The 21,288-nt window shown below is 64.1% G+C and carries 18 protein-coding genes; 9 read left to right on the forward strand and 9 right to left on the reverse strand.

The features are described from left to right. Position 1: 1 nt before the first annotated feature. Genes CUJ86_RS03045 through CUJ86_RS03060 form a run of 4 tightly spaced genes read right to left on the reverse strand, consistent with a single transcriptional unit; the run spans position 2 to position 4,170 of the window. On the reverse strand, positions 2-1,165 hold the full coding sequence (locus CUJ86_RS03045; protein ID WP_130646072.1) for an aconitase X: 1,164 nt from the start codon (positions 1,163-1,165) through the stop codon (positions 2-4). Continuing rightward, positions 1,165-2,406, reverse strand: a complete 1,242-nt coding sequence (locus CUJ86_RS03050; protein WP_130646224.1) for a UbiD family decarboxylase — start codon at positions 2,404-2,406, stop codon at positions 1,165-1,167. The genes CUJ86_RS03045 and CUJ86_RS03050 overlap by 1 nt, the downstream gene beginning before the upstream one ends. Next, a complete protein-coding gene (locus tag CUJ86_RS03055) occupies positions 2,399-2,959 on the reverse strand; it encodes a UbiX family flavin prenyltransferase (RefSeq protein ID WP_130646073.1) in 561 nt (186 codons plus the stop codon). Before CUJ86_RS03055 ends, CUJ86_RS03050 begins: the two co-directional genes overlap by 8 nt. A gap of 8 nt (positions 2,960-2,967) precedes the next feature. Further along, entirely contained in the window at positions 2,968-4,170 is a 1,203-nt protein-coding gene (locus CUJ86_RS03060; RefSeq protein ID WP_130646074.1) for an HD domain-containing protein, read from the reverse strand. Between the two features lie 50 nt (positions 4,171-4,220). Between CUJ86_RS03060 and cofD the strand changes: the two genes are divergently transcribed. Further along, on the forward strand, positions 4,221-5,138 hold the full coding sequence (cofD, locus tag CUJ86_RS03065; protein ID WP_130646075.1) for a 2-phospho-L-lactate transferase: 918 nt from the start codon (positions 4,221-4,223) through the stop codon (positions 5,136-5,138). Here the strand turns inward: cofD and CUJ86_RS03070 are convergent. Next, positions 5,110-5,946: an MBL fold metallo-hydrolase gene (locus CUJ86_RS03070; protein ID WP_130646076.1), complete on the reverse strand. Its 837-nt coding sequence runs from the start codon at positions 5,944-5,946 to the stop codon at positions 5,110-5,112. The genes cofD and CUJ86_RS03070 overlap by 29 nt on opposite strands. 81 nt (positions 5,947-6,027) lie before the next feature. On the opposite strand from CUJ86_RS03070, the gene CUJ86_RS03075 reads away from it, so the two are divergent. From CUJ86_RS03075 to CUJ86_RS03085, 3 genes are all read left to right on the forward strand, one after another. Then, on the forward strand, positions 6,028-6,915 hold the full coding sequence (locus CUJ86_RS03075) for a cation diffusion facilitator family transporter (RefSeq protein WP_130646077.1): 888 nt from the start codon (positions 6,028-6,030) through the stop codon (positions 6,913-6,915). An 88-nt stretch (positions 6,916-7,003) separates the two neighbouring features. Then, entirely contained in the window at positions 7,004-7,999 is a 996-nt protein-coding gene (locus CUJ86_RS03080) for a hypothetical protein (RefSeq protein WP_207231375.1), read from the forward strand. Positions 8,000-8,001: 2 nt separating this feature from the next. Continuing rightward, complete coding sequence (locus CUJ86_RS03085) at positions 8,002-8,538, forward strand: hypothetical protein (RefSeq protein WP_130646078.1); 537 nt, start codon at positions 8,002-8,004, stop codon at positions 8,536-8,538. A gap of 706 nt (positions 8,539-9,244) precedes the next feature. Here CUJ86_RS03085 and CUJ86_RS03090 read toward each other — a convergent pair. Further along, positions 9,245-9,931 (reverse strand): hypothetical protein, encoded by a 687-nt coding sequence (locus CUJ86_RS03090; protein ID WP_130646079.1) that lies wholly within the window; start codon positions 9,929-9,931, stop codon positions 9,245-9,247. A 142-nt stretch (positions 9,932-10,073) separates the two neighbouring features. Here CUJ86_RS03090 and CUJ86_RS03095 point away from each other — a divergent pair, with 142 nt between their 5' ends. From CUJ86_RS03095 to CUJ86_RS03115, 5 genes are all read left to right on the forward strand, one after another. Continuing rightward, the gene (locus tag CUJ86_RS03095) at positions 10,074-11,819 is read left to right on the forward strand and encodes a DUF2070 family protein (RefSeq protein WP_130646080.1); all 1,746 of its coding nucleotides are present in this window, start codon (positions 10,074-10,076) and stop codon (positions 11,817-11,819) included. A 130-nt stretch (positions 11,820-11,949) separates the two neighbouring features. Continuing rightward, complete coding sequence (ercA, locus tag CUJ86_RS03100; RefSeq protein ID WP_130646081.1) at positions 11,950-13,122, forward strand: alcohol dehydrogenase-like regulatory protein ErcA; 1,173 nt, start codon at positions 11,950-11,952, stop codon at positions 13,120-13,122. Next, complete coding sequence (locus CUJ86_RS03105) at positions 13,106-14,191, forward strand: PAS domain-containing protein (protein WP_130646082.1); 1,086 nt, start codon at positions 13,106-13,108, stop codon at positions 14,189-14,191. Before ercA ends, CUJ86_RS03105 begins: the two co-directional genes overlap by 17 nt. 55 nt (positions 14,192-14,246) lie before the next feature. Next, on the forward strand, positions 14,247-15,536 hold the full coding sequence (gene aspS / locus CUJ86_RS03110) for an aspartate--tRNA(Asn) ligase (RefSeq protein ID WP_130646083.1): 1,290 nt from the start codon (positions 14,247-14,249) through the stop codon (positions 15,534-15,536). After that, entirely contained in the window at positions 15,533-16,429 is an 897-nt protein-coding gene (locus CUJ86_RS03115) for a methionine synthase (protein WP_130646084.1), read from the forward strand. The genes aspS and CUJ86_RS03115 overlap by 4 nt, the downstream gene beginning before the upstream one ends. 68 nt (positions 16,430-16,497) lie before the next feature. Here CUJ86_RS03115 and CUJ86_RS03120 read toward each other — a convergent pair whose 3' ends face one another. From CUJ86_RS03120 to CUJ86_RS03130, 3 genes are all read right to left on the reverse strand, one after another. Then, positions 16,498-17,091, reverse strand: a complete 594-nt coding sequence (locus tag CUJ86_RS03120) for an RAD55 family ATPase (RefSeq protein WP_130646085.1) — start codon at positions 17,089-17,091, stop codon at positions 16,498-16,500. Positions 17,092-17,218: 127 nt separating this feature from the next. Then, a complete protein-coding gene (locus CUJ86_RS03125) occupies positions 17,219-18,763 on the reverse strand; it encodes a class I adenylate-forming enzyme family protein (RefSeq protein WP_130646086.1) in 1,545 nt (514 codons plus the stop codon). An 86-nt stretch (positions 18,764-18,849) separates the two neighbouring features. Then, the gene (locus tag CUJ86_RS03130) at positions 18,850-21,267 is read right to left on the reverse strand and encodes a CDC48 family AAA ATPase (protein ID WP_130646087.1); all 2,418 of its coding nucleotides are present in this window, start codon (positions 21,265-21,267) and stop codon (positions 18,850-18,852) included. Between the last annotated feature and the right edge of the window lie 21 nt (positions 21,268-21,288).

Genomic DNA, 21,288 nt, shown 5'->3' on the forward strand with positions numbered 1-21,288 from the left:
CTCATGCCGTGGCCACGGCCACGCACTCCTCAAGGCTCCCGATCCGGGCCACGGCCCCGCACATCGTCGGCACATAGGCGAGCGCCTTGCCCGAGTTCACCATGATGGCGTCGAAGCGGTCGAGGGCCGGCGAGACCACGACGCAGGTGTCGGCATAGACCCGCGCCCCGCTCGCCTCGATCCGGTTCACGGCGGCCCGGTTCTCCGCGATCACCCCGGCGGCGGCAAAGACGAAGAAAGGTTTCTTCACGCTCTTCCCGCCGAGCAGCCCTGCCAGGTGCTCGAGTTCGGCCGGGGAGAGGTGCGGGCAGCCGACGGCGATGGCGTCGACCTCCACTGCGGAGAACACCTCCCTCACCTCGGCGATCCGGATCTCGATCGTCTCGTCCACCTCCCGCCGCAGGGTCGGCAGGCGCGCCTCGGGCGTGATCCCGTCCACATGGTAGAGGGCGACGGCGCCGGTGGCCGCCATCGCCGCCCCGAGCGCCTTGAGGTGGTCACGGTTCGGGCGGATCCCGAAGAAGATCGGGATGCGGTTGCCGGCCATCCCGCCCGTCAGGTGCCCGAGCGCCCCGTAGTCTGCGGCGCCCTGCAGGGCTGTCGGCTCGTCCAGAGAAAAGCCGATCTGCGGCTGGCGGTTCTTGAAGATGTGCAGCCCGTAATAGGGAGTCTTTCCGATGATCGCCGCCGCAAGGGCGCCTGGTCCGCCCTCGCGGTTGGTCCGCGCCCCGATGACGGAGTTTGCATAACTGACTGCCGAGGACTCTGCCCAGGCCAGGTGTTCGCCGAAGGAGGTGTTGGTAAGGTAATAGGGGGTGCAGGTGCATTCGAGCCGGATCCCGAGGCGCTCATAGGCGGCGACCACCTCCTCCTGCTTCCCGGCGAACTCCTCGGGGATACCCATCTCCCGCCAGCGGTGGCGGTCCATGCCGATCGGGTTCAGCACGGTGGGGACGACGGCGCGGGCGTCCAGCCCCTCCAGCCATTCCAGTCCCCAGCGTCCGATCGTCTTGTAGGAGGCGCCGGAGACCTGTGCGCTCGTGATCGGCACCAGCCGCTCCGCACCGAAGACCGTGCCCAGCCCGACGAGGAGCTCCATCATCTTCCGGCGGGTCTCGCCGAATTCGCCGTCCAGGATCGCCTGCTCCTCTCTGTCGAGGTCCATCAGGCATCCCACCCTGCACGCACGAACTTCTCCTCCTCTCCCATCACCATCGTGGCGTCGACCCCGATCTTCACGTTCGTGCCGTCGCCCTCCCGACAGGGGTCCAGGGACGACCCCCGCACCCCGGTGATCACCATCAGGTCGCGGTCACCCCGCACGCGGGTGGCGATCGCATACTCCACGTCCTCTATGGAGAAGGGGTCGATGTCCTCGTCGACGACGACGACGTGCTTGAGGGAGGTATGGGCGGCAAACGCCGCCATGATGGCGTTCTTCCCATCGCCCTGCGTGTTCTTGCGGATCTGGACGACGGCATGCAGGTATCCGCAGCCGCCGGTGGTCAGCACCACGTTGCGCACACTGGTCACGCCGGCCACGGCCGCATAGATCCTGGGTTCATAGGGCACGCCCATCAGCAGGCGGTGTTCGTTGCCGCCGGGCAGGATGGAGTGGTAGATGGGGTCGTCCGCCGTCCACATCCCGGTGAACTCGATCACCGGCTGGATCCGCTGGAAGTCGTAGGTGCCGGTGATGTCCACAAATGGCCCCTCCTCGGTCCGTTCGGCGCCGATATAGCCCTCGAGCACGATCTCCGCCTCTGGCACGAGCACGCCGTTGCCGCACTCATGGACCGGCAGTTCCCCGCCCATCAGTTCGGCTGCAAAGGCGAGTTCCTTGCCCTCCGGCACGCGGGTGCAGGAGGCGAAGGTGACCGCCGGGTGTGCGCCGATGACCACGGCCACCGGCAGGCGTTCGCCCCGCGCCAGCGCCTCGCGGTGCATCACGTCGGTGTGCCTCCCCTCGACCAGGCGGGCGGCGACGCGGTCCGCCCCGGTCACCATCATCCGGTGGATGGAGGCGTTCTCGACGTCGCCTGAGCGGGAGAAGACGATCCCGGCCGTGATATAGGGGCCGCCGTCCCGCGGGAAGAAGGTCATGATCGGGAGTTCGGCGAGGTCGACCTCCCGCATCGGGAGGTGTCCCATCATCTTCAGCCGCCCGTTGTAGGCGGCGCCTGCAAGCCGCTTTACAAGTCCCTTCTCGTCCGACCCGAGTGCCGCCGCCAGAGCGGGGCGCGAGGCGGTGAGGTTCATCACTGACTTTCGGCCGTCGGGGTCCTTCATCAGGAGTATCCGGTCGGTCCCGGCTGCCATTTTCGCCGCTTCAAAACGGAGGTCCACCGGCCGGTCGATCTCGTCGGCCAGTCCCGCCTCCTGCATCTGCTGGATAAAGTCACGCATCGTCGTCATAGCCGTTCCATCGTTTTCCTATTGTGTGTTCGACCCCCAGGTGGTCGAGGATACGGGCCACCACCATATCGACCAGGTCGTCGATCGTCTCGGGCCGCCCGTAGAAGGGCGGACTCGCCACCATCACCGTCGCCCCCGCATCGTCGGCGGCGAGCATGTTGGTGAGATGCACCCGCGAGAGCGGCATCTCCCGCAGCACGAGCAGGCACCGCCGCCGCTCCTTGAGGCAGACATCGGCCGTCCTGGCGATGAGGGTGTCCGAGAAACCGTGGGCGATCGAGGCCAGGCTCTTCATCGAGCAGGGGACGATCGCCATCCCGTCGTACCTGAACGAACCGCTGGCAATCTCGGCGGCCAGGTTGCTGTTATCCTCTTCGATCACCGGAAAACCCGTGAGGTCCACCCCCTCGAAGGCGGCGATCTCCCTGGCCACGTCCGAGACCACCAGGTGGACGCGGGCCTGTCCGCTCAGAACCTCCAGCAGGCGGCGGGCATAGATGATCCCGCTCGCCCCGGTCACGCCGACAACATATTCCTTCTGCATGCTCTTCCTCATATGGGCAGCCTGTTCTGCTGCGTTGGTTTTTTGATGTGGAGCACCTCGTATGCCGCTCGCTCCACCGCCTCCCGCCGGTCGGGGGTGGTGTAGACGCCGAGACGCCACTGCTCCCGCCGCGTCTCGTTCAGGGTTGAGAGGAGCGGGGAGACCTGTTCCAGACCGACCAGGGCGTTCCTGTCGCGCACCCGCACCTCCATCGACATCTCGGCGGGGAAGGGCGGGATGTCGACGAGCACATATTCCTCGCCGACGCCCGCCTCGGCGGCGATGGCGGCGGCGATACGCCGGCTTTCCTCCAGACCGGCGCCCCGCTGGACGGCGGGGGCGTTCACCTGTCCCCGCCCCACATACACCGCCCGCTTGTAGAGGTGGCGGCGATAGAGGCGCTTCGCCAGCATCTGTGCGGTGTCGTCCGGCGACGAGAGGAGGCGGGTGAAGAGAGCGGCGTCGTCCAGGCGCATCAGGTCGGGGGCCTCCTCGCCGCTCTCCGCCGCGTGGGCGATGAGGGCGAGGTGGAACATCGAGGTGGCGATCCGCGAGACATGGTGGTAATAGACCACCGGGCGCATCAGGGTTCTGGCGATGAGCAGGGACTCGGCGGCATTGATCCCGCCCTGGTCGAGGGCGATCCCGGTCTCCGTCCCGACCGTGGAGCGGACGAGTCGTGCGGCGTCCACGATCCCGTAGGGCACGCCGGTGTAGTGTGCGTCCCTGAGGAGATAGTCCATGCGGTCCACGTCCAGGTCGCCGTGGATGATCCCGGCATAGCGGTGCGACCCATTGATCACGGAGGCCACCTCTCCGGGGTCGAGGCCGCACTCCGCCAGCAGGGCGGCGGTCCGCCCCTCCTCGAGCAGGGCGGCGACGTTCTGGTGACCCCTGCCGGTCCGTTCCAGCATGAAGGCCTCGGAGACATGGGAGAAGGGGCCGTGGCCGATATCGTGGAGGAGCGCCGAGACGGTGACCAGGTCCCGCTCCCCGTTGTTGAGGCCGAGGTGGCGCGAGAGCACCGATGCCAGGTGCATGGTGCCGAGGCAGTGCTCGAAGCGGGTATGGTTTGCGCCCGGATAGACGAGATGGGCAAACCCCAGCTGCCTGATATGGCGGAGGCGCTGGAGGGCCGGAGAGTCGAGGAGGGTGAGCGCTGCCTTCCCCACCTCAATGTCGCCGTGCACCGGGTCCTTGATGATTTTCATCGGCCGTTCCGTTAAAAATCTTCATGTATGCACACTTAAACTATTGTCTTATGATTACGTTTCTCTCCGGCGGCACCGGGACGCCGAAACTCCTGCGGGGGATGCGCAACCTCGTCGCCGACGATCAGATCGCCGTCGTCGTCAACACGGCCGAGGATATGTGGCTCTCCGGCAACCACATGTCGCCTGATATCGACACCGTCCTCTACCTGTATGCGGGTCTGCTGAACACCGATACCTGGTGGGGGATCAGGGGCGACACCTTTGCCACCCACAAGTTCCTCGAACGCATCGATGACGGTGAGTTCATCGCCATCGGGGACCGCGACCGTGCCGTCCATATCGCCCGCGCCAGGATGCTCTGGGACGGTCTCAGCCTGACGGCGGCAACAGAACGGATTGCCGATGCCCTGGGCGTGCAGGCGCGGGTGCTTCCGATGACCGATGCCGAGGTGACGACCTATGTGGAGACGGCGGGGGGTCCGATGCATTTCCAGGAATACTGGGTGCGTCACCGGGGCGAGGTGGCGATCGACGGTGTGGTGCGGATGGGCGAGCGCGAACCGGCGGCGAGCGAGGCGGCGATCGCCGCAATCCGGGATGCCGAGGCAGTGATCCTCGGGCCGTCCAACCCGGTGACGAGCATCTCGCCGATCCTGGAGTGCGGCGGCATCAGGGAGGCGCTTGAAGAGCAGTTCGTCATCGCCGTCTCTCCCTTCATCGGGGACAGGCCGGTCTCCGGGCCCGCCGCCGCCCTGATGGAGGCATGGGGGATGGAAGCCTCTTCGGCCGGGACCTATACCCTCTACCGCGATTTCTGCGATGTGTTCGTGCAGGACATCCGCGACTCCTGTGATGTGCCGGGCAGTCTCCGCCTGGACACCATGATGTCGGACGAACGCCGGGCTGAGGCCCTGGCCTGGGAGATGATGGCGATCGTCAGGGCCGTGGAGCGAAGGAGAGGCTGAGCCCGACGCCCGCCTCCCCGACCCTGCACGACCCCGCAAGGGCGATGATGGCGGGGAGGCCGGTGCAGTGGCAGGGGTAGATGCGCCCGGGCGAGAGGTTCCTGAAGTAGCGGTAGGTTTCGTTGATCCGCTCCTCGCTCGCATCGAGGAGGTGGAACCCGCCGATGACGGCCGCAACCCGCTCCTCCCCGCAGACCTCCCGTGCATACTCCACAGTCGAGCAGATGCCGGCATGGGCGCACCCGGTGATCACGACCACGCCGTCCTCTGAAGCGTAGGCGAGGGCGGTGTCGTCCGGGACCGTATCGGGCCGTCCGTCGCACTCCCCGACGGTGTGCCCCTCCTCGAAGGAGAAGCGCCGCGGGATCTCGCCCAGGAAATGGAGGTCATCGGTGATCGCCACTGGCTCGCGGGAGAGGTGCACCTCGCCCTGGCGGCGGAGGTCGTCCTCTCCCATCGGCATCCCGATCTCCGGGAGACCGGCGGCGCTGATATGCCGGAAGATCGCCGGGTGGGCGAGGTATCCGGGACGGGTATGGGGTCTTCCCTCGATCACCGCCCCGTTCAGGTGCCTGAGCAGGGGAAGGAGCCCCCAGGTGTGGTCGAGGTGGGCGTGGGAGAACACCACGCGCTCGATTTCAAGGAGCGTCTCGCCCATGGCCATGGCATTTCTCAGGAAAATATCGGAGTACCCGAGGTCGAAGAGCACGCCGGTCGGTCCGTCCCGGATCAAAAAGGAGATCCCGGGTTCACCCAGGAAATAGCGGTCGGTGATGGTGGTGTTGTCGCAGAGCAGGGTGAGGTCCATGTATGGCGATCGGTGGGAGGGGGCCTCCCTTAACCCTGCCGGAGGATCAGGTTCATCACCCCGCAGGCGCACTCATCCGCCATGGGCCGGGGGGATGTCGGGGACCGGTCCGCCCTTGCGGCGGCGCTGGCGATCACGGCAGGATTCATGCTCGTCGAGGTGGCGGGCAGCGTGCTCTCCGGATCGCTCTCCCTCATCTCGGACGCCGCCCATATGCTCACTGACTCCCTGGCCCTGACCCTCTCCCTGGGGGCGGTGATCATCGCCGACCGCCTGCCCACTAAGGGGCGGACCTTCGGCTACCACCGCCTGGAGGTGCTGGCCGCCTTCATCAACGGTCTGCTGCTCGTGCTGATCGCCGCCGTCATAATTATGGAGGCGGTGGATCGGTTGTTCTCGCCGCCCCCGGTCGGCGGTGCCCTGATGGGGGTGGTTGGGCTGATCGGCCTTGGCGCCAACCTGGTCGTCGCCTGGATGCTTCACGGGCGTGAGGACCTGAACGTCCGCGCCGCATTTTTCCATGTCGTCAGCGACACCCTTTCGTCGGCGGCGGTGGTCGTTGCCGCCGCCTGGATCGCCCTCACCGGGCAGAGCATCGTCGACCCCCTGCTCTCAATCGGCATCGCCGCCTTCATTCTCATCTCTTCCTCCGCCATCCTCAGGGAGTCGGGCGGCATCCTCCTCCAGTACGCACCCCCGGGCGTGGACCTGGACGAGGTGGTCGTGGCGATCGAGTCGGTCGAGGGCGTCAGCGGCGTGCATAACGTCCACCTCTGGAGCCTTTGCTCGCATATCAATATCCTGGACGCCCATGTTGTCGTCGATACCGACGATTTCGCCGCCGTCGAGGAGATCAAACGGGAGATCAAATGCCGTCTGTCGAGTTTCGAGGTGAACTACAGCACCCTGGAGTTTGAACGGGAGCCCTGCCCGTCCTGTTCGGTCGTCTGCACCATCCCGGCAGATTAGGTGGTGCCGCATACCGGATCCCATCTGCCGCCCTTTCGGTATGATTATCTGCGGATCGCGTGCAGTATTGATCAGGCGGGCAGACGGCATGGAACGACAGGATCTCCTCACGATTGTAGCGGCGGTGGCGATCGTACTGATCCTTGCCCTGGTCGTCAAGCCCATGCTGACCGGGGAGTGGTGGAAGGAGCCCCCGCCCGGTCCCGCCCCGGTCTCTCCCTGGCAGCCGCGCTCGACCCCCGCCCCCCCGGAGATCGATGCGGGTGCCCCGACGATCGAGGCGGACTACCGCTGGACGGCGATCGACGGCGGTATCCGCACCTGGTCGTGCGAGGTGCCGGAGGAACTCTTTGAATATCTCCGCAGTCTGCCGCGGATCCCCCATACCCCGGCATGGGGTCGATACGCCCTCTCCGAGGAGGCGGTGCCCTACCTCTCCGACCTGGTCGCCACCATCGCCGAGGACCACTTCAACACCCCGGACGATGCCTATTATATGGTCATGGACGTGATTTTCTTCGTCCAGCAGATCCCGTACGAGAGCGACGGCAGTCCGGAGAGTTATTACGGGGACGCCGTCCCGTCCACTGCACTCCCGACACCCACCGGGATCGAATATCCAAAACACCCCCTCGAGACCCTGGTCGACGGGCGGGGGGACTGCGAGGACACCGCTATTCTTGCCGCATCCATCCTGGATATGATGGGCTATGACGTCGTCCTCCTGGGCTATTCGGATCATATGGCCCTGGGGATCGAGATGAGTGATTTCAAGCCGTTTTATTCGGCTTATCCTCCGAAATATTTTGATTACGAGGGGAAACGCTACTATTACGTCGAGACCACGAACTATATCGAGTGCGTCCGGATCGCCGGTCTGGAGGAGAACGGCACCGCCTCAAACGGCACGACCATCGACGAACGCTGGGGGCGACCGTGGTCGATCGGTGATGCGCAGGGCGTCCCGCTCCAGAGCGTGCGCACCGAGACCCCGGAGATCATACCGCTCCGCTTTGTGGTCCGCCCCATCTACCACACCGTCTACCCGGTCGGAGCGGTGCCGGTGGCCCCGCCGGAGGTGTGAGCATGGTGAAGATCTCCCTGCCGAAAAAGATCAGGATTCCAAAGGAGGTGATCATCTGGTGTGTGATCGCCCTGCTGGTCGTCGGTCTGATGTATGTCGGGTGGAACCTCTACAAGGAGATGGACCGGTCCACCCGCACGACGGCGTTGAATGATGCGATCGGCGCCTCTCAGGGTGCGATCCTCCCCCTGAACGGCGAGGTCTCCGATCTCCTCTCCTCCATTGGGGACCGCCCCTCGACGGCGGAGTGCGATGCCTATATGCTCAGGCTCAGGGCGCTCGCCGATCAGGGGGCGATCCTGACGGCGGTGCACCGGGCGAATGTGGCCTCGATCGATGCCCCCATATCCAGTGCCGGGGCGCAAGGCGCCTATCTCGACGCCCTCACCCACCTCCATGACGCCTTCACCGGATGGGCGGCGGCCTCAGATGCCTATTTCCGGTACGACTACGACGGGGCGCGTTCCGCCATCGCCGATGCCGACCTGAACTGGCAGGCATATCTGGAATCGATCGGCCAATACCGGCAGTATACCTGATTTTGTAGCGGTCACGAGGGGACCCCCTCCCATGACCGCCCCGTCAATGGGATAGGGGCGGGGTTGATGGAATCATGCATTTGGGGGAGTTCCATGTGATTTTTCTTCGGGTGTGTCTTCACTCCAGAATTGTATCCGGGACGCTCTCGCATCCGGAGATTTTGCAGAGAAACGTCCCGCTCCTATCGCATCGACCGGAGGGTATCGGGGGGTGGAACCCCCCGACCCATGCTTTGCGAGTTTGGTGTACCGCCTCTGACCGGGAGGGGAGACCCCTCCCGGACCCACCCCCGTCGATGGGATAGGGGCAGGATCGATGGAACCGTGGAGGTGGGGTTGATGCAGATGTTTCTGGCAAACGGTTTGCATCCTCCCGGATGGATGCACAAAACCACTCTCTTCATCCCCGAATATCCCCTGGAACCAGTCACCGTCCCTATCGCATTGACCGGGGGTATCGGGGGGTGGAACCCCCCGTCCCGTGCTGTTTGGGAAGGGCGGTCCGCCCCTGATCGGGGGGCGACCCCCTCCCGGACCCGCCCCCCGTCATTATGATAGGGGCGGGGCTGTGGATGTTTTTCTCCCTGATCTTTTGATCTGCCCTTTCATCATGGGATGCTCGAATAACAGTCCCTGCCCCTTATCGCATTGACCGGGGGGTATCGGGGGGTGGAACCCCCCGTCCTGTGCAATCCGGGGAAAAAAATTAGATCATATATTTTGCCGGCCCCTCGATCCTGATATCAAACGAGCGGATAGAGGAGGGCCTGATGACCAGGTAATACTCCTTATACCCCTCCCTGAAGAGCAGGTCCTCAGAGTGGGTATAGGTCTGCTCTGTGCCGTTGCCGGCAAAGTCCGACGCCCACATCTGTATCTCGCCGACCTCGCGGCTCGGGTCGTTGGCGTCCATGATCTCCATCTTAAATGTGGAATACTCGGCGTTGTGCGCCAGGACGGTGGCGTTGATCCTCCAGTACAGGAAGGGGATGTAGAAGATATCGGAGGTCATGACGCCGCTGGCATTCGCCGCCGAGATGTTCATGTAGGGCCGCATCCGGGAGGGATCGGTGTCGCTGCCCCACCCGCCCGAGGAGTCCACCAGGTAGAGGTCGTCCGGGGGCCGCGTCATGCCGACGGTCGGTGTCGGCGTCGGGATATGGTAGGTGGAGGGATCGACGAAACCGACTTCATAGGGGCTGTCCCCGCCCCAGTCGCCCGGTGGTGTCGGCACGGGCTGCTCGATCGCACCGACGGTGGGGGAGGGTTCGGCTGTTGTTTCGGGAACGGACGTGGGTTCCGGGGTAGTTCCGTCCTGATCGCCGCCGGTGCATCCGCCTGCCAGCACCGCCCCGATCAGGAGGAGGAAGAGGAGGGTGATCTTCCCCTGCATACCATCTGGTGGATCCTGCCGGCATAAGAGTGTGTGTGGTGCCGCTCACCGCAGATCGCCGGAGTGCGGGGGCATAACACCATGTTTATCATGCCGGCACCGCGAGATCTAGTGCGGGCATACGCTTGCCCGGAGGTCTCTCATGCCCGGAACCGATGAAGCGCGTCTTGAATCCCTCTCGAACCTGATCGTCCAGGCCAGGTCCTGGAAGAGTTCGCTCTCCCTGATCGTCGTCCTGGGTCTGGTCATCGACGGGGCAAGCTGGATTGGCCACCTCGACGACGGAGAGCCATTCCCCCTCCTCGGGACGTTCGGGTATCTTGTCCCGGCGTTGATCGCCTTTCTCCTCTCTCCCCTGCTGCTGAGGTCCCGGCGCCTCTCCTGGGACTGGTCTGGCACCCTCGCCTCCACCTGCATGGTCGCCTCCGTGCTGATCAGCCTCTCCCCCTATCTCTTCTTTTCCAAGTCGCTCTTCCCGCATTTCTTCGCCCTCTCTCTCGGCATCGTGCTCTCGATCAGGATCGTGTTTCTGGCCGCCGTCGCCGAAGCGCGGCTGCTCCATGCCCTTCTCCCCGCCCTCCTCCAGAGCGTGCCGGCATGGATCTCCGGTATGGTGCACTTCGGCGGCACCTTCCCCCTCTACAGCGCCCTCTTCCAGATCGCCCTCGGCGGCGCCACGCTGCTGCTCATCACCATCATCGAACGACCGCTGAAGCACCTCTTCGGGATCAGCCCGCTGTCCTTCGCAAACGCCTTCATGGCCTATATGGACGAGGGCTCAAGGGCCCTTGAGGACTACTTCCGGAGCATCGGGCAGTCGGTCTATGTCCCCCACACCACCATATTCTTCCGGCGTGCCGGGAGGGATGAGGCGGCGGTCACCATCCCGGGTCTCCACCCCGGCCCCCTCGGCGAGATCGGTGGGAGCAACCTCCCGAAGATCCTCCACGACGCCCTCGGCAGGGACACCTTCGTGCTCCACGGGTGTTCGACCCATGACTTCAACCCGGTGTCGGCCTCGGAGATGGACGGCGTGATTGAGGCGGTGCGGGCATCGAAACAGGGCCTCTCCTACCAGGACACCGCCACTCCGGCGCTTCGTTTCCGGTGCGGCAGCGTGCACCTGCTCGCTCAGGGCTTCGGGGACGCCGTGCTCATCGCCTCCACCCGCTCCCCGGAGCGGACCGACGACATCGACGCCTCGATCGGGCTTGCGATTGCCGGCGAGTGCCGGAAATATTTCGATCATGTGGCCTTTGCCGACGCCCACAACTGCATGTACGAGGTGCCGCCCCCGGTGATGCCCGGTTCCCGTGAGGCCTACGAGTATATCCGCGGCTCGACGGCGGCGGCAGCGGCGCTGGCCGCAGAACCGCAGGGGGCGTTCAGGATCGGGGTCGCCGCCTGCCGCCTGCCCTATTCGAGGGAGGAGGGCTTCGGGGATCTCGGCGTTCAGGTGCTGGTCGTGGAGGCCGCCGGGCAGACGACCGCATATGTGCTCTTCGACGGCAACAATGTTCTTCACGGCGTTCGTGAAGAGATCCGGGCACACCTCGCCTCCCATGTGGACGAGTGCGAGGTGCTGACCACTGACACCCATGTGGTGAATACGGTCAGCGGGAGGAACCCCATCGGGATGAAGGTGCCGGTCGAGCAATTCCTGCCTGAAGTGGAAAAAACCGTGCTGCAGGCCGTTGCCGATCTTGCCCCGGCAGAAAGCGCCGGATCAAGCCTCTGGTGCGACGGGATCGTCGTCTTCGGGTCGCAGCTCATCGCGCGCCTCGGGAGTTCGGTCGGGGCCACCGCCGGGCTGGTCGTCCCGGTGGCAGTGCTCGTGCTCGTTCTGGCGTTTCTTTCTGCATTGATGGCATATGTAGTGCTTGCCTGAATATGATGCTGCATTCTCCTTTTTTTTATTCATTCTGGCCGCTTCCTGGGATGAGGGCAGGCAGAGGGTGTTCCCTCAGGTGGGAATAGATCGTGAGGTATTTCTTCGGAGGAGGATACACCTGTACTGAATGTGCGCCGGCGGTGATCTGAATATCCAGGAATCCGGCCCTGCCCTCCGGAAGTTTGTTGCCCCTGAGTTCATCTTTGGCCCGGGTGCATCCGGCCTTGCCGGGCGGTATGCCAGGAATTTCGGTATCAGGAAAGTTCTCCTCGTCAGCGACAGGAATGTGGCATCGCAGGAGTGGTTTGTTGATATCTGCAGGAGCCTTGACGATGCCGGCGTTGTCTGGACACTTTTTACCGGTCTTTCAGAAAACCCGAAGTCCGGCGAGGTGATGCGGGGGGCGGAGGTCTTCATGGCGGAGGAGTGCACCGGCATCGTAGCTGTCGGCGGTGGATCCCCGATGGACTGCGCCAAGGGTATCGGTGTGGTCTCCTCCAACCGGGAGCATATTCTGGCCTTCGAGGGCGTCGACGAGGTCAGGCTGCCTGGGCCGCCGCTGATCTGCGTTCCGACGACTGCCGGCAGTTCGGCGGACGTCTCGCAGTTTGCCATCATCAGCGACGAGGTGGGGCGGCGGAAGGTGGCCATCATCAGCAAGACTCTTGTCCCTGACATATCGCTCGCCGATCCGGGACCGCTGCTGACGCTTCCCCCGGATATCACCGCATTCACCGGTGTCGACGCCCTGGTCCACGCCGTCGAGGCCTATGTCTCCAACGCCGGTTCGCCGGTGACCGATCTCCATGCACGGCGGGCGATCGAACTGGTGATCACCTCCCTCCCCTCTGTCATGGAAGACCTGTACGATCCCGAATGCCGCTACCGCACGATGATGGCCTCTCTCCATGCGGGTCTCGCCTTCTCCAATGCAAGCCTCGGGGCCGTTCATGCCATGGCGCATGCCCTAGGCGGTTACCTGGATATTGCGCACGGGTGCGCCAACGCCCTCCTCCTCGAGCATGTGGTCGCCTATAATTATCCCGCTGCACGTGAGCGATATACGGATATCGCACGGATTATGGGCGGTACCGGTCAGGGCGGGGCGGACGAACTCGCATCCCTCATCCGGGAGTTCAGGCACTCGGTCGGTATCGGCGGCACCATCCATGATATCGGGGTTGGAAGGTCGGATATTCAGGCGCTGGCGGTTCGGGCGGCCGCTGATCCCTGCCTGGCGACCAATCCGCGCACCGCCACCATCGAGGATCTTGAAGGTATCTATGAAGCGGCACTCTGACCCTGCTGATCGGGATGATTTAAGGGACCGGATTATCGGTCTCGGTGAACGCTCGATTCACAAGAGCTATTATCCCGAGCTGCAGAAGCGGATGGCGGATCTTGAACGCTTCAGGGCCCTCCTCGATCAGAGCGGGGACGCATTTTACCTGGTCGATGCCGCCACCGGCGTGGTTGCGGACGCCAACCGTTCGGCATGGGAGATGACCGGGTACCTCAGGCATGCGGTTATCGGGGCGTATTTCCCCTACCTGATACCGCCGAACGGAAGGGGCCGGATCGGTGCCCTGTTTTCAGGGCGGCACCGGGATGGCGAGGCCCCGGCGCCGCTCGTCGCCGCCCTCCAGCGGGTGGACGGGGGGCGGATTCCGGTTGAGATCAGCCTCAGGTATGTCCGGTTCGGCGACTGCCTCTATCTTGTCGCCGTCGCCCGCGACATCAGCGACCGTCTGGAGGCAGAGCGTGAGCTCAGGATCAAGGAGGGGGCGATCGAGTCATCGACCGACGGCATCCTGATCACCGATCTGGACGGGGGGATCATCTATGCGAACCGCGCCTGTCTGCGGATGTTCGGGGCCGGTGCCAGGGAATCCCTCAGAGGTGTGGATTTCGGGAAATTTTTTGTGAATGGTGGGGATGCCCTCCAGATCCGGGAAGGTCTCTCCCGTGAGTCCTCGATCGAGGGCGATTTTGCCGGGCGGAGGCAAGACGGCAGTGTCTTCGACATTGCCGTATCTGGTTCGTTTGTGCGGGACGAACAGGGGCGCCCCTTCTGTTCGATGATGATCTGCCGGGACATCACCGAGAGGAAGGCGGTCGAGGAGATGAAGAGCCGGGCCTATGAACAACTCGAACGGAATATCGAGCAATTCGCAGTGCTGGGCGACCATATCAGAAATCCCCTGCAGGTGATCGTCGGGATCGCCAGCATGATCGAGCATCCGATGGCAGAGGAGATCCTGCGCCACTCCTACCAGATCGACGAGATCATCAAGAAGCTCGATTGCGGCTGGGTGGAGTCTGAGAACGTCCGCCAGTACCTCCGGCGCCGCGAACAGATCGACCTCTAGCGGCCCCATACATAAAACCCATATCCCTCCCTCCCCTATACCTACAGGATTGTACATGCGCATTCCGATCAGCGACGTAACACCCGAGTGCGGGCGTGCCGAGATTGCCGGATGGGTCCATGAGGTCAGGGACCTCGGCGGTCTAACCTTCCTCCTCATCCGCGACCGCACCGGTATCATCCAGGTCACCATTGTCAAGAAAAAAGCGCCTGCAGAGGTGCTCGAAGCCGTAAAAGCCGTTTCACGTGAATCGGTCGTCCGGGTCGCCGGCACTGTGAAGGCGATCGACAAGGCTCCTGGCGGCCGCGAACTCAATCCCGAGACCTTTGCGATCGTCTCTGTTGCCGAAAGCCCCCTCCCCCTCGACGTGGTCGAGAAGGTGCCGGCCGATCTGGACACCAGACTCGACGCACGCTTCCTTGACGTGAGAAAACCCCGGGTGGCGGCGGTCTTCAAGGTGAGGAGCACCGTCACCTCCGCCACCTATGATTTCCTCTCGCAGCGCGGATTTTTCAATATCGCCACTCCCAAAGTCGTTGCTGCGGCCACCGAGGGCGGTACCGAACTCTTCCCGATCGCCTACTTTGAGAAGGAGGCCTTCCTGAACCAGAGTCCACAGCTCTACAAGCAGATGATGATGGCCGCCGGGTTCGAGAAGGTCTTCGAGGTCGGGCCGATATTCCGTGCTGAAGAGCACAACACCGTCCGTCACCTGAACGAGGCCACCTCGATCGATGTGGAGGTCTCGTTTGCCGACCACAACGACGTCATGGTGCTGCTTGAGGACCTGGTCCGGCACCTGTATGCGGCCGTGGACGAGCGCTGCTCCGACGCCATCGCCGACCTCGGTGTGGAGTTCGAGGTGCCAAAGACGCCCTTCCCGCGCCTGCCCTATGCCGAGGCGATCGAGATCGCCGCCGCACGCATCGACGAACCGATCGCCTACGGCGACGACCTGGGTACGGTGTCAGAGAAGGCGATCGGGGAGGAGATGGGGGAGCACTATTTCATCACCGACTGGCCGACCGAGATCAAGCCCTATTATGCAATGCCCTATGAGGACGATCCCGCCATCTGCAAGGCCTTCGATATGATGCACCCGCGCATGGAGCTCTCATCGGGTGCGCAGCGCGTTCACCAGCACGACCTGCTTGTGGAGCAGATCGCGGCGAAGGGCCTCAATCCGGACGGTTTTGAGTTCTATCTGAAGCCCTTCCGGTACGGCATGCCCCCGCACGCCGGATGGGGTATGGGGATGGAGCGGCTGATCATGACGATGCTCGGTCTCCAGAACATCAGGGAGGCGGTGCTCTTCCCGCGTGACCGCCACAGAGTTGTGCCATGAACCTCTCGTCGCACCCCCTCCCCACGACGGTTGTCGGGAGTTATCCGGTGGTGAAGGCCGGCGGTCTGCGCGGCATCCTGGATCCCTTCAGGGGTGCGGTCGAGACGGCGGTTGCCGACCAGATCCGCGCCGGGATCGATATCATATCTGACGGGCAGGTGCGGGGCGACATGATCACCGCCTTCGTCTCCCGCCTGCCCGGGATCCGGGCGCAGCGGGTGATCGGGCGGGTGGAGGCCCCGCCGACCCCCCTCACCGTCGCCGACACCAGATACGCCCTCTCCCGGCACCCGAAGGTGAAGGGGATCATCACGGGCCCCTCGACGCTTGCGCATGGCCTGCGGATCGACACCCCCACCTACCGGGGCCGGGCCGAACTGATCCTGGACCTGGCGCAGGCGCTCTCCGCCGAGGCGCGGGCCCTGGAGGCGGCGGGTGCGACGATGATCCAGATCGACGAACCGATCTTCTCCACCGGCGCCGCCGATCTCGTCGTCGGGCGGCAGGCGGTGGATATGATCGCCTCGGTGCTCCGCGTCCCATCGTGCATGCACGTCTGCGGTGAGATCGGAGGGGTGATCGATGATGTCCTGCGGGTGCAGGTCTCGGTGCTGGACTTTGAGTTCTCAGAAAGTGCCGAAAACCTGGAGGTGCTCTCCAGGCGGGACCTGAAGGGGCGGAGCGTGGGCTTTGGCTGTGTTGCCTCGGCCGATCCCGGTGTGGAGAGCGTGGAGACGATCCAGAAGCGGATCGAGAAGGGTGTTGAGGTCTTCGGCCCGGATCAGATGATCCTGGACCCGGACTGCGGGCTGCGGATGCTCCAGCGCGACGTCGCCTTTGAGAAGCTCTCGAATATGGTCCGGGCCGCCGCGGCGGTCAGGGCCGAACTCTGATGCAAAAAAATTTCTTTTTTTGAGAGGAGTGGGGATCGTGGATGCTCCGGTCCCTGGAATCGGTCTGCTCACACCACCCGTTTGGTGGTCGAGAGTTCGAGCCCCTCGGCGGTGATATTGTAGGGCACCAGCTGGTTCGGGAGGTCAAGCCCCTTCATCTTGAATATGCCCATCTTGCGCTGGACCTCCGACCCGTCGATCTGCTGCCTGAGTTCAAAGTAGCCGTCAGCGGCGCGGAAGAGTCTGATCTCCTCGATAGGTGAGTGCAGACCTTCGTAGAGGGTGCAGAGCACATTTGCCCCTTCCCTGCGGGCGTAGTCCTGCGCCTGCCTGATAAGGTCGAGGGCGGCATCAAGCCCGTGGTCCAGGATGAGCGTCGAGAGTGAGTCCACGACGACCCTCTCTCCCTGCATCAGGTCGCCGAACTGTCCGAGTTTTTTCTCCCTGACATCGATCATGCCCTCGAGTGGGTCGCCGTCGAGTATCAGATAGGTGCCGCCATCGCTTTTCTCCTCCTCGATCTGCCAGAACTGCCGGGCAAAGAGGTCGAGACCATTGAGCGGGTTACCCACCACAAGGATCACCGCACCCTTTGGTATCCCTCCTTCAAGGGCAAGATCGAGCCCCACAAGCCCTGTTGATCGTCGGTCTTCACGTTCCATTCCTGTATTGCACCCCTCCGGGCCGCCGGCCCGGTCCAGATGATCTCTATCAGTTACTGGCGATTCCTGTATATGAATGCTTCGCTTCTCCATACGCGGGCCTGGGCTTTTTCGCAGTAAAAAAAGATTAGTCTGTGGTGGGCTCCGGGTAGTGCTCTCTGAGGGTTCGCCTGAGCAGTTTCCAGCCGCCGACGCGCGGCAGGTCGTCGACGATCACCATCTCTCGCGGCACCTTGTAACTGGCAAGCCGCTCCCTGCAGTAGGCCTCCAGGTCCGCCTGGGTGATCTGGTGACCGGGGTTCAGCACGACGGCCGCCACCGGCACCTCGCCGCGTCGCTCATCCGGGCGGGCGAAGATGGCCACATCGGCGATGCCGGGGTGTTCGATGATCACGTTCTCCACCTCGGTGGGGTAGATCTTCCACCCCGACATGATGATCATGTCCTTTTTCCGGTCGGTGATGAAGAGCACGCCGTCTCTGTCCAGATACCCGAGGTCGCCGGTCAGGAACCAGCCTTCCGGGAGGAAGACCCGTTCGGTGGCCTCCGGCATCCCCCAGTAGCCCTGTGCCACCGAGGGGCCGCGGAGGGCGATCTCCCCGATCTCGCCGGCGTCGAGTTCGCGGTCAGGATCCTCTTCGGCCACCACCCGCACCTCGGCATACCCGACCGGCGCCCCGACGGAGAGGTGGCCGCGGTGGAGGTCATAGTGGGAGGGGACGACGGTGGTCGCCGATCCGACGACGATCGTCTCGGAGAGTCCGTAGGCGTTCACGATCGGGATCGAAAACCGCCGGTCGAACTCCTCCCAGATGACCGGAAGCAGGGGGCCGCCGCCGCTGATGACGCACCTGACACTCTTCAGCCGCTCTTCGGTGCCGGGTTTCGAGCGGATCAGGGTGTGGATCACCGGCGGCATCGCCGCCAGCACGGTGACCCGGTGCTCCTCGATCAGTCGGAGGTATTCCCCGGGGTCGAAGCGGTCCATGCAGATGAAGGTGCCTCCCGCCTTGAGCACGGCAAGCCCCCAGGAGAGGCCCACATGCCCCATCGGGTAGATGCCGAGATAGACGTCGCCCTCCCTCAGATCGAGCACCTCGCGTTCGGTGGCCAGGGCGTTCATCCAGTTGCCGTGGGAGAGCATCGCCCCCTTCGGCCTCCCGGTCGTTCCTGAGGTGTACTGGAGCTGGCAGAGGTCGTCGAAGGCGCAGTTGACGGCGCCTTCCAGCGGTTCGGCGGCATAGAGGTCCTCCCATGGGACCTCGCCCTCTTGTGCCCCATCCGTCACGCAGATGTGGGCCAGGGCCGGGCACTCTCCCTGGATCCGCCGCACGGTCTCCGTGCCCCGCCCATCGGTGATGACGGCGACCGCACCGGAATCCTGGATGGCGTAGCGCAGTTCGTCCTCGTGCCAGACGGTGCTGGTGGGGACGGCGATAGCCCCGATTCGCCAGATCGCGAAGTAGGAGAGGAGATATTCAGGGGAGGTATCGAGATAGATGCAGACCCGCTCGCCCTTCATCACGCCGAGGGCCTCGAGCCCTCCGGCCAGGCGGCAGGCGGTGTCCCGCAGTTCCGGGAAGGTGAGGCTCCGGCCGTCCCTTCCGAAGACAAATGCGGGACCGTTCAGATAACGGGCATTGACATCGAGAAATGTGGTGATATTCGGCATCCTGAACTCCTGTTCGGCAACAATCGGCCTTAATGTATGAGTGTGTACAGTGTACTATATATGTGGGGCCCCGCCCGGAAAAAAGGTTACTGGTATTCGGGGGGCTGGACCTGTTCGGGGAGCCCTCCCTTGAAATGGCCGCGGACACGGTTGTAGTAATCGGACAACCGCTCGTTCATCGTGGGGTGCACCTTTCCGGCCGCCTCTTCGAGGTGCTTTTTCAGGACGACTCCGGTCTCTTCCCGCATGGCAAACATCCCCGCCTCCCGGCAGAGCGCCTCCAGGTCTGACCCCACATAGCCCTCGGTCATGGTGGCGATACCCTGGAGAACCGCCTTCCTGCCGGGGTCGACGAGACGGAGCCGTCGGGCATGGAGGAGGTCGGCGATCAGTCGCCGCCTGGCCCCGGGAGCGAGGGGTTCGCCATGCCCCTTTGAGACTCCCTGCGACGCTGTTCTGAAGGTCTCGATCTCCAGGGGTGCGTCCCCGGGCAATGAGGCGGCGATGTCCTCGAGGGCAGAGATGTCCAGCCCGTCGGTGACGCTGACGGCCTCGTTCATGACCGATCCCTCGATCGGCATATAGCGGGTGTGGATGTTCAGGATCGTCTCCCGTCCCTTCCGGTCCGGGGCGCCGATATACACCAATCGGTCGAACCGGCCCGGACGCAGCAGGGCGGGATCGACGATGTCCGGGCGGTTGGTCGCCCCCATCACCACCACGTCGCCGCGTTCGGTGAGGCCGTCCATCTCGGTGAGGATCTGGTTTAAGACGCTCTCTATCACGTGCGATTCGGTGCCGCCGCCCCGTGCCGGGGCCAGGGCGTCGAGTTCGTCGAAGAAGATGATCGACGGCGCCACCTGCCGGGCCTTCTTGAAGATCTCCCGCACCGCCCGTTCGGACTCGCCGACCCACTTCGAGAGGAGCTGCGGGCCCCGCACCGGGATGAAGTTTGCTCCGGATTCTGAGGCCACGGCCTTTGCGATCAGGGTCTTGCCGGTGCCGGGCGGTCCGTAGAGGAGCACGCCGCGGGGCGGGTGGATGCCGAGGTCCTCAAACCGCTCCCTGCTGGTGAGCGGGTACTCCACGGCCTCACGCACCTCTTCCTTCTCGGACTCGAGCCCGCCGACGTCCTCCCAGCTCACATGCGAGACCTCCAGGAGCACCTCGCGCATGGCGCTCGGCGAGACGTCGCGCTGGGACTCCCTGAAGTCCCCGGCCTGCACTTCCATCCGCTCCAGCACATCGGGCGGGATTTCGTCCGCCTCGAGATCGATATCCGGCAGGTAGCGCCGCAGCGCCCGGATCGCCCCTTCCCGCGCCAGCGCCGCCAGGTCGGCGCCGACAAAGCCGTGGGTCTGCCGGGCGAGGTCGCCGAGGTCCACGTCATCAGCCAATGGCATCCCCCGCGTGTGGATCCTGAAGATCTCGGTCCGGTCGCGTTCGTTCGGTACACCGATATCGATCTCCCGGTCGAAGCGTCCAGGGCGCCGGAGTGCGGGGTCGATGGCGTCCAGGCGGTTGGTCGCCCCGATCACCACGACCTGCCCGCGCTCCTCGAGGCCGTCCATCATCGTCAGGAGCTGGGCAACCACCCGCCGCTCCACCTCGCCGGTGACGTCCTCGCGCTTGGGTGCGATCGAGTCCAGTTCGTCGATGAAGATGATCGAGGGTGCGTTCTGGCGGGCGTCTTCGAAGACCTCCCGCAGGCGCTGCTCCGACTCGCCGTAGTACTTCGAGATCACCTCGGGCCCGGCGATGGAGATGAAGTGCGCCCCCGACTCCGAGGCGACGGCCTTTGCAATCAGGGTCTTGCCGGTGCCGGGCGGTCCGTAGAGGAGCACCCCCTTGGGCGGGTCGATCCCGAGCTTCCTGAAGAGTTCGGGGTGGCGCATCGGGAGTTCGATCGTCTCCCGCACCCGCTGGAGTTCGTCCTTGAGCCCGCCGATGTCCTCGTAGGAGATCTTTCTGGCTCCGTCGAACCCGGCCACCGGTTTTTCTGAGAACTCGACCTTCGTATTCTTGGTGATGATGATGGCGTCCTCGGGCTCCACGACGACGGCCTTGAAGGCCACGATCTGCGGCTGCATGAACGGGAGTCCGGCCTGTATCGGGACGGTGTCGTTCTTGATGATCGGGAAGTCGATGAGGTGGTTGACGACGCTCTGGAAATTGATCGGGATCTGCCTGGGCATGTCCTCGGGCGGGGCGAGCACGACGTGCTGGGCCTCGACCTCGTTTTCCGCCTTTCTGACAAGGATGCGGTCCCCCACGGCCACCCCGGCGTTTTCACGGGTGAATTTATCGATGCGTATCTTTCCCTGCTGCCAGTCCGAGACCATCGCCCGCCAGACCTTGGCAACGGTCCGGTGTTTCCCGGTGATCTCAACGAGATCACCGGGCGAAAGACGGAGCTGGAGCATGGTGTCGGGATCCAGGCGCGCCTTCCCCCCGCCCTGGTCCTCCGGATATGCTCTGTCGACCTTAAGGTAGATTTCCGGCATTCGTTACAATCATATACGCCC

The organism is Methanofollis fontis (assembly GCF_004297185.1).
Classification (GTDB): domain Archaea; phylum Halobacteriota; class Methanomicrobia; order Methanomicrobiales; family Methanofollaceae; genus Methanofollis; species Methanofollis fontis.